This window comes from Actinoallomurus acaciae (assembly GCF_042429965.1).
Classification (GTDB): domain Bacteria; phylum Actinomycetota; class Actinomycetes; order Streptosporangiales; family Streptosporangiaceae; genus Actinoallomurus; species Actinoallomurus acaciae.
The window spans coordinates 1-5,696 of record NZ_JBHLZP010000506.1 but is presented as its reverse complement, the minus strand read 5'-3'; the positions used below and the strand labels follow the sequence as shown (position 1 = coordinate 5,696).

The 5,696-nt window shown below is 73.7% G+C and carries 5 protein-coding genes and 1 pseudogene; 2 read left to right on the top strand and 4 right to left on the bottom strand.

Annotated elements, in window-relative coordinates; all coding sequences use genetic code 11:
* Both ACFFNX_RS40185 and ACFFNX_RS40180 read right to left on the bottom strand, forming a co-directional pair.
* On the bottom strand, positions 1 to 1,841 hold a 1,841-nt coding region (locus ACFFNX_RS40185; protein ID WP_378211408.1), incomplete at its 3' end, for a hypothetical protein.
* Complete coding sequence (locus tag ACFFNX_RS40180; RefSeq protein WP_378211409.1) at positions 1,838 to 3,685, bottom strand: HSP90 family protein; 1,848 nt, start codon at positions 3,683 to 3,685, stop codon at positions 1,838 to 1,840. The genes ACFFNX_RS40180 and ACFFNX_RS40185, both read right to left, overlap by 4 nt.
* A gap of 44 nt (positions 3,686 to 3,729) precedes the next feature.
* Here ACFFNX_RS40180 and ACFFNX_RS40175 point away from each other — a divergent pair, with 44 nt between their 5' ends.
* Positions 3,730 to 4,452, top strand: a complete 723-nt coding sequence (locus ACFFNX_RS40175; protein WP_378211407.1) for a hypothetical protein — start codon at positions 3,730 to 3,732, stop codon at positions 4,450 to 4,452.
* A gap of 90 nt (positions 4,453 to 4,542) precedes the next feature.
* Positions 4,543 to 4,731: a hypothetical protein gene (locus ACFFNX_RS40170; RefSeq protein WP_378211406.1), complete on the top strand. Its 189-nt coding sequence runs from the start codon at positions 4,543 to 4,545 to the stop codon at positions 4,729 to 4,731.
* A gap of 24 nt (positions 4,732 to 4,755) precedes the next feature.
* On the opposite strand, the gene ACFFNX_RS40165 is transcribed toward ACFFNX_RS40170, so the two are convergent.
* Both ACFFNX_RS40165 and ACFFNX_RS40160 read right to left on the bottom strand, forming a co-directional pair.
* Complete coding sequence (locus ACFFNX_RS40165; protein ID WP_378211405.1) at positions 4,756 to 5,409, bottom strand: response regulator transcription factor; 654 nt, start codon at positions 5,407 to 5,409, stop codon at positions 4,756 to 4,758.
* Positions 5,397 to 5,696: pseudogene (locus ACFFNX_RS40160) on the bottom strand (sensor histidine kinase); the annotation flags it as partial. The gene ACFFNX_RS40165 and the pseudogene ACFFNX_RS40160, both read right to left, overlap by 13 nt.

Genomic DNA, 5,696 nt, shown 5'->3' with positions numbered 1-5,696 from the left:
GTCGGCGGGAGCGCGGCGAGTTCACGTTCGGCCCAGGCGGTGAAGAGTCCCGGGGTGCCGGCCCGGTCGTGCGCCTTGCGCGTCACCTCATGTGCCGCGACGAGCGGGCCGGGTGAACCGGCGGCGGTGTAGGCGCCCCGCGCGACGTCCGCCAGGGCCATCACCTGTGCGGGCGGGGCCTTGTCGAACTCGCGCCAGCGCGCCTCGGTCAGCGCCAGCGAGCCGATGAGGACCGGGTCGCCGCCGAGCCGGGCGTGCTGGGCGCCACGGGCCAGCGCGCGGTAGGCGTCGCTGTCCTGGCGGGCCTGCACCAGCGCGCGGGCGTACAGCAGCTCACCGTAGGCGATCATCTGGTGGTCGCCGGTGCGGTGGAGTTCGCCGACGGCCTGGGCGACCGTCTTCAGTCCCTTCTTGACCTGGCCGTGGCGGCTCAGCCAGTGGCCGAGCCGGCATCGGCACACCAGGTGCCGCAGGTGGTCCCCGGCCTGGCGGTGGGCTTCGGCGGCCCACCGGAACCGGTTCTCGGCATCGTCGGCGTCGTCGTCGTCTGCGGAGATCAGCGCGGTGAGCTCGGTGTGCCGGGCGGCCAGGTGCGGTGGCGGCGCGCCGATGGCGTCCAGGCATCGGCGTGCCTCGGTGTGCTCCTCGCGCCGCTCGTGCCGTTCGGCCTGGTCCAGCAGTGACTCCGGTGGCGTTCCGGCCGGGATCGGCGCCGGCCGGGGCGGCTTGCGGGCGGTCGGTGTCAGCGGCAGGAAGCCGGTGACCGGTGCGGCGGCGAGCCGGGCGCGGATCCGGTCGCCCTGGTTCGTCGTGCCGTTGCGCCGGTCGAAGCGGGCGGCCAGCTCCCGGGCGGTGCCGTCCATCTCCTGGTGCAGCCGCGCCACGGTCCAGGTGAGGTCGGAGCCGGCCGCGCGGATGGTCTCCTCGCCCCGGCCCGCCTCGACCAGGCGCCGCAGCAGGACCGCTCCGGCCGTGGCGAACTCCATCTTGCCGTTCGGCCGGTTCAGCGTGGGGTAGCCGCCGAGGTGCTCGCGCAGCGCGGACAGCCCGGTGTCCTCGTTGCCGGTCAGCGCGCAGAACTCCACTTTCATGCCGCCGTACTCGAACCGGTAGACGTCCTGGTACATCGCCCGGCGGGCCCGGTGGAAGGCCTTCGCCGCCTCCTCGAAGCGGCCGGCGCGGGCCAGCGGCACCAGCATCAGGCACTGGATGGGCGCGGGCGGCTCGATGAAGGTGACCTCGCCGGCCAGCACCGGCCCGGCCATGGCCAGCGCGCGTTCGGCCGAGGCGTCGTCACCGCGCAGGACGAGCCGTTCGATCTCGGCCTCGAAGTCCCACACCGAGTCCGGGTTCGGGCCGCCGGCGGCCTTCCACTGCCGGTAGCAGCGTTCTTCCTCGGGCCAGTCACCGGCGAGCTGGGCGACCCAGCGGCGGGCGTCGTGGACCTTGCGCAGGTTGTGGCCCCCGGCGCGGAAGCGGCGCTCCATGTCCTCGAAGGCGCCGTAGATCTGGGCCAGGCCGATCTCGGGGAACTCCGCCATCGACTGGGCGATGTGGGCGTACCAGTCGCGCAGCGCGTAGTCGGCCTCCGGCCCGAACTCGCCGGGGCGCGCGTCGTACTCGCTCAGGCAGCGGGAGAACAGCGGAAACGCCTTGTCCCACTGCCGGCCGACGCTGTAGGCGTTGGCCAGGTCGCGGCGCGCGGCGAAGGCCAGCCGGTGCAGGCCGCCGGCGTCGGCGTGCCGCACCACGTCTTCCATCAGCGCGGTCTGCGCCTCGCCGTAGCTCATCTGCCGGGCCTGGTCGAGCATGGCGGCCAGTTCGGCCTCGGTCCGGCTCATCGGGTGCCTCCGGCGGTCATCGCCCAGTCGAGCAGGCCGAGGAAGGAGTGGTTGAGCAGCGCGCTGTCCTGCGGCCGCAGCGGATGGTGGCCGGACAGCAGCGCCTGGCCGTAGAGGGCCTGGACGCCGAGGCCGGCCAGTGACGGGTCGGGCGCCTCGGAGAGCCGCCGCACCACGGGGTTGCGCAGGTTGAGGATGAGCTGTGGCCGTTCGGCCGCGCCGGTGGTGTCCACGGCGCCGAGGACACCGGCCCACAGTTCGTTCGCGGCCGACCGGGCCGACCGCATCTCCTCCGCCCGCACCGCCGCGCGGCTCAGCAGGTACAGGGCGGGCAGCGAGGGCGGGTCGAAGGAGCGTGGCACGACCTCGCAGCCGAGTGCGTGGAGGGTGTCGGCGGCGAGGTGCAGGAACGGCCGCAGGCGGGTCTCCAGGTCCGGGTCCGGCGGCTCGAAGCAGGTGGTCAGCTCGGCGGGTTCCAGGCGGCGTACGGTGATCGCCGGGTCCAGCAGCGGCAGCCGCCGCATGATCTCGATGTCGTAGGCGTATCCGCCGTTGACCAGGCCGACGTTCTGTGCGCCGGCGACGGCGGCCAGTTCACGGAACTCATCGGATGTCGCGGTGTAGCGGACCACGGGGTGGCGCCGCCGGAACTCCGCGAGTGTCATCGGGCCGGTGGCGGTCTCCATCGGCCACCAGCGGTCCACCACGCGCAGCATCTCCACGTCGTGCAGCGCCAGCGCCTTGACGCCCAGGTGGTGGACGGCCAGGAACCGCTGGAGCCGGTCCGGCGCGGTGGCGGCGAGGCGCACCAGCCAGTCGCGTACCTGCGCGCCCAGCGCCTCGCGCGTGTCGGCGAGCAGGTCGTCCTCATACAGCGCCTCGCGGCCGGCGGTCGGCCGCAGCTCACCGGTGTCGACGACGCACCGGACGAAGAACGCCCATTCGGGGAGGAGTTCGCCCACGCTGTCGGACAGCAGCATCCGGCGCAGGTACACCCGGTGCCCGGATCGCGCGGCCGGGTTGGCGGCCATCGGCAGCACGAACGCCAGCCCGGTCAGCCCGGCCTCAGGGACGGCCAGGTCGATCACGTCGAACGGGGCGAAGCCGAACACGCGTTCGGCGTACTCGCGCAGCGCCGCGGCCCGTGCGGCCGGGGAGGGGTGTGCGCGCTGCCAGGGCAGGGTGCCGGAGTTCACCCGCCGGCCGGCGATGGAGATCTGCACCGGCAGCGCGTCCGCGTACCGGACCGCCAGGTCGCCCGCCGTCTCGCCGTCGAGCCAGTGTTCCATGCCGGGCCGTGGCCGGAGCGTCACCGTGGTGCCGGGCTCGGCCCGCTCCTGCGGGGCGGTCGCGACGCGGTACCGCCCGTCGGCCAGGCCGGTCCATTCGACCGTCGGGCCGCCTTGCGCGGAGCGGGTCAGCACGTGCACCTCGTCGGCCACCAGGAAGCAGGACAGCAGTCCGATGCCGAACTGGCCGAGGAACTCGTGCCGTGCCAGCCCCAGCTCGTCCCGTTTGGAGCTGCGGCCGATCGTGGCGAGCAGTTCGTGCACCTCACGCTCGGTCAGGCCGACGCCGCTGTCGCGTATCCGCAGCGTCCCGTCGCCGGTCGTGTCGGGCGTTTCGATCGCCACCAGGGCGGGCGCGTCCGGTTGTTCCTGGCGGCGGGCGGTGATCGCGTCGACCGCGTTCTGCAGGAGCTCTCGCAGGTACACCTGGGGGCTGGTGTACAGGTGGCGGCTGAGTAGATCGACCACGCCCCGAAGATCAACCTGGAAGGCCCGCTCCACGCCCCTGCCCCTCGCCCGTGTGCCCGTCCGGGAATGGTAGTGCCAGGGGATCATCGGGTGGGCCACCACCAAGATCCCTTAAATGGGACAATGCGGACATGCCTAGTCCGTTCGGCGGTGGGGTCCTGCGCAGCGTCGTCACGACCGTTCTCATCTTGTCGTGCGCCGTCGCCGCGGTGTCGTCCGTCGCCCTCCTCGTCGTGGCCGAGGCACCCGGCGGCGTCCGGGACCTGCGCGCCTACCAGGCCGCCGTGCGCTGCCCGGCGGCCCCCTCCGCGCCCGCCGACTGCCTCTGGACACAGGAGTTCACCGTCTCCGGCGTCCACCTGGCCCGCGGCAGGAACGACTCCTTCCGCACGTCCCTGACGGGCCCGGACGGCGCCAGGTGGACGCCGTCGTACACCTCCGGCGGCCCCCTGCTGTACGGCATCGGCGCGGGCGACCGGGTCACCGGCACCATCTGGCGCGGAATGCTCACCGAGATCGCCTCCGGGGAGGTGTCCCAGCGGACGACGGACGCCCCGGCCGACATGCGCGCCCAGATCATCGTCCTCGCGGTGGTCGTCATCCCGCCCGGCCTGCTCATGGCGGCGGCATGCGTGTGGCGGCTGTGCCGCCTGCGCGCCGCCCCGACACCGGGGATGGTCGCCACCATGGGCCTGGCCCTCGGATTGTTCTTCGGCTCGCTGCTGTGCCTGCTCCTGCTGGGCGACCGGGCCGAGGACCTGTGGTGGACGGGCGGCGCCTGGCTGCTCATGGCCACGCTGTCGACCGTCGTGGCCCGCGTCTACGTCGGCCAGAAGCACGCCGCGGCGGGCTGAGACCCTCCCCGGCGGGTTCCGGCGGCCCGAAACACCGCCTGGTCATCGCGTGCGCAGGGCCCGCGGCGACCACGGACGTAGGCTGCAAGGATGGCCCTGAGGATCGGTGACGAATGGATCAGCAGCGACCGCTGCCCGCAGGTGGCCATGGCCATCCCCGGTGAGGGCTGGGTCCTGTCCTGGCGGCGCGGGGTGTGGACCAGGGACGAGGCGATCGGCGCGATGGTCCGCGCCGAGCACGGCGATCTGCGCACCGACCCGGCCGCGGCGGCCTCCTGACGGCTCACCGCCGGGACGTCCCGGTCAGGCGAAGCCCGCGTCGTGGGCGAGGAGCGCGATCTGGGTGCGGTTGTCCAGGCCGAGCTTGGTGAGGATGCTGGAGACGTGGGCCTTGACCGTCGTGATGCCCATGGCGAGTTCGGCGGCGATGTCGGCGTTGCTGCGGCCGCGGGCGATCGCGAGCGCCACCTCGTGCTCGCGGGGGGTGAGGGCGGCCAGCGCGGCGCGGGCCCGCTCATAGGCGCCGGTCTGGGTGACGGTACGGTCCATGAGCCGCCGCGTCACGCGCGGGGACAGGATCGGGTCTCCCGCGGCGACCCGGGTGACCGCCTCCACGATCTGCGCGGGCGAGGTGTCCTTGAGCAGGAACCCGCCGGCGCCGGCACGCAGCGCGTGCAGGATGTTCTCGTCGGTGTCGAAGGTGGTCAGCACGATCACCTGCGGGGGGTGGGCGCGAGCGCGCAGCCGCCGGGTGGCGGTGATGCCGTCCACGCGGGGCATCCGCAGGTCCATCAGGACGACGTCGGGGGCGTGGGCGTCGGTGGCGACGATGGCCTCCTGGCCATCGGCCGCCTCACCGACCACGGTGATCCCGGCGGCACCGTCCAGCATCATCGACAGTCCGGCACGGACCATGGCGTCATCGTCGACGAGCAGCACGCGGATCACGCCGGCCATGGTAGCCAGGCCTGCAGCCGGAACTCCCGGTCGGTGATCTGGTGGTCCAGCCGCCCGCCCGCCAGCCGGACCCGTTCGGTGAGCCCGACCAGGCCCAGCCCGCCGCCCGGCACGGCCGGGGCCGTCTCCGCCGCGGGGAGCGGGTTGCTGATGTCGATCAGCAGGCGCGTGCCGGGACCGCCGCGCACCAGCACCTCGACCGAACGGCCGGGGGCGTGCTTACGCGCGTTGGTCAGCCCCTCCTGCGTGACGCGGTAGGCGGCCCGGGCGGCGGCGGGCGGCAGCGC

Bases quoted from the DNA above. Each gene is read 5' to 3' on its own strand.
- ACFFNX_RS40180 (WP_378211409.1), bottom strand. From the start codon at position 3,685: ATGATCCCCTGGCACTACCATTCCCGGACGGGCACACGGGCGAGGGGC.
- ACFFNX_RS40175 (WP_378211407.1), top strand. From the start codon at position 3,730: ATGCCTAGTCCGTTCGGCGGTGGGGTCCTGCGCAGCGTCGTCACGACC.
- ACFFNX_RS40170 (WP_378211406.1), top strand. From the start codon at position 4,543: ATGGCCCTGAGGATCGGTGACGAATGGATCAGCAGCGACCGCTGCCCG.
- ACFFNX_RS40165 (WP_378211405.1), bottom strand. From the start codon at position 5,409: ATGGCCGGCGTGATCCGCGTGCTGCTCGTCGACGATGACGCCATGGTC.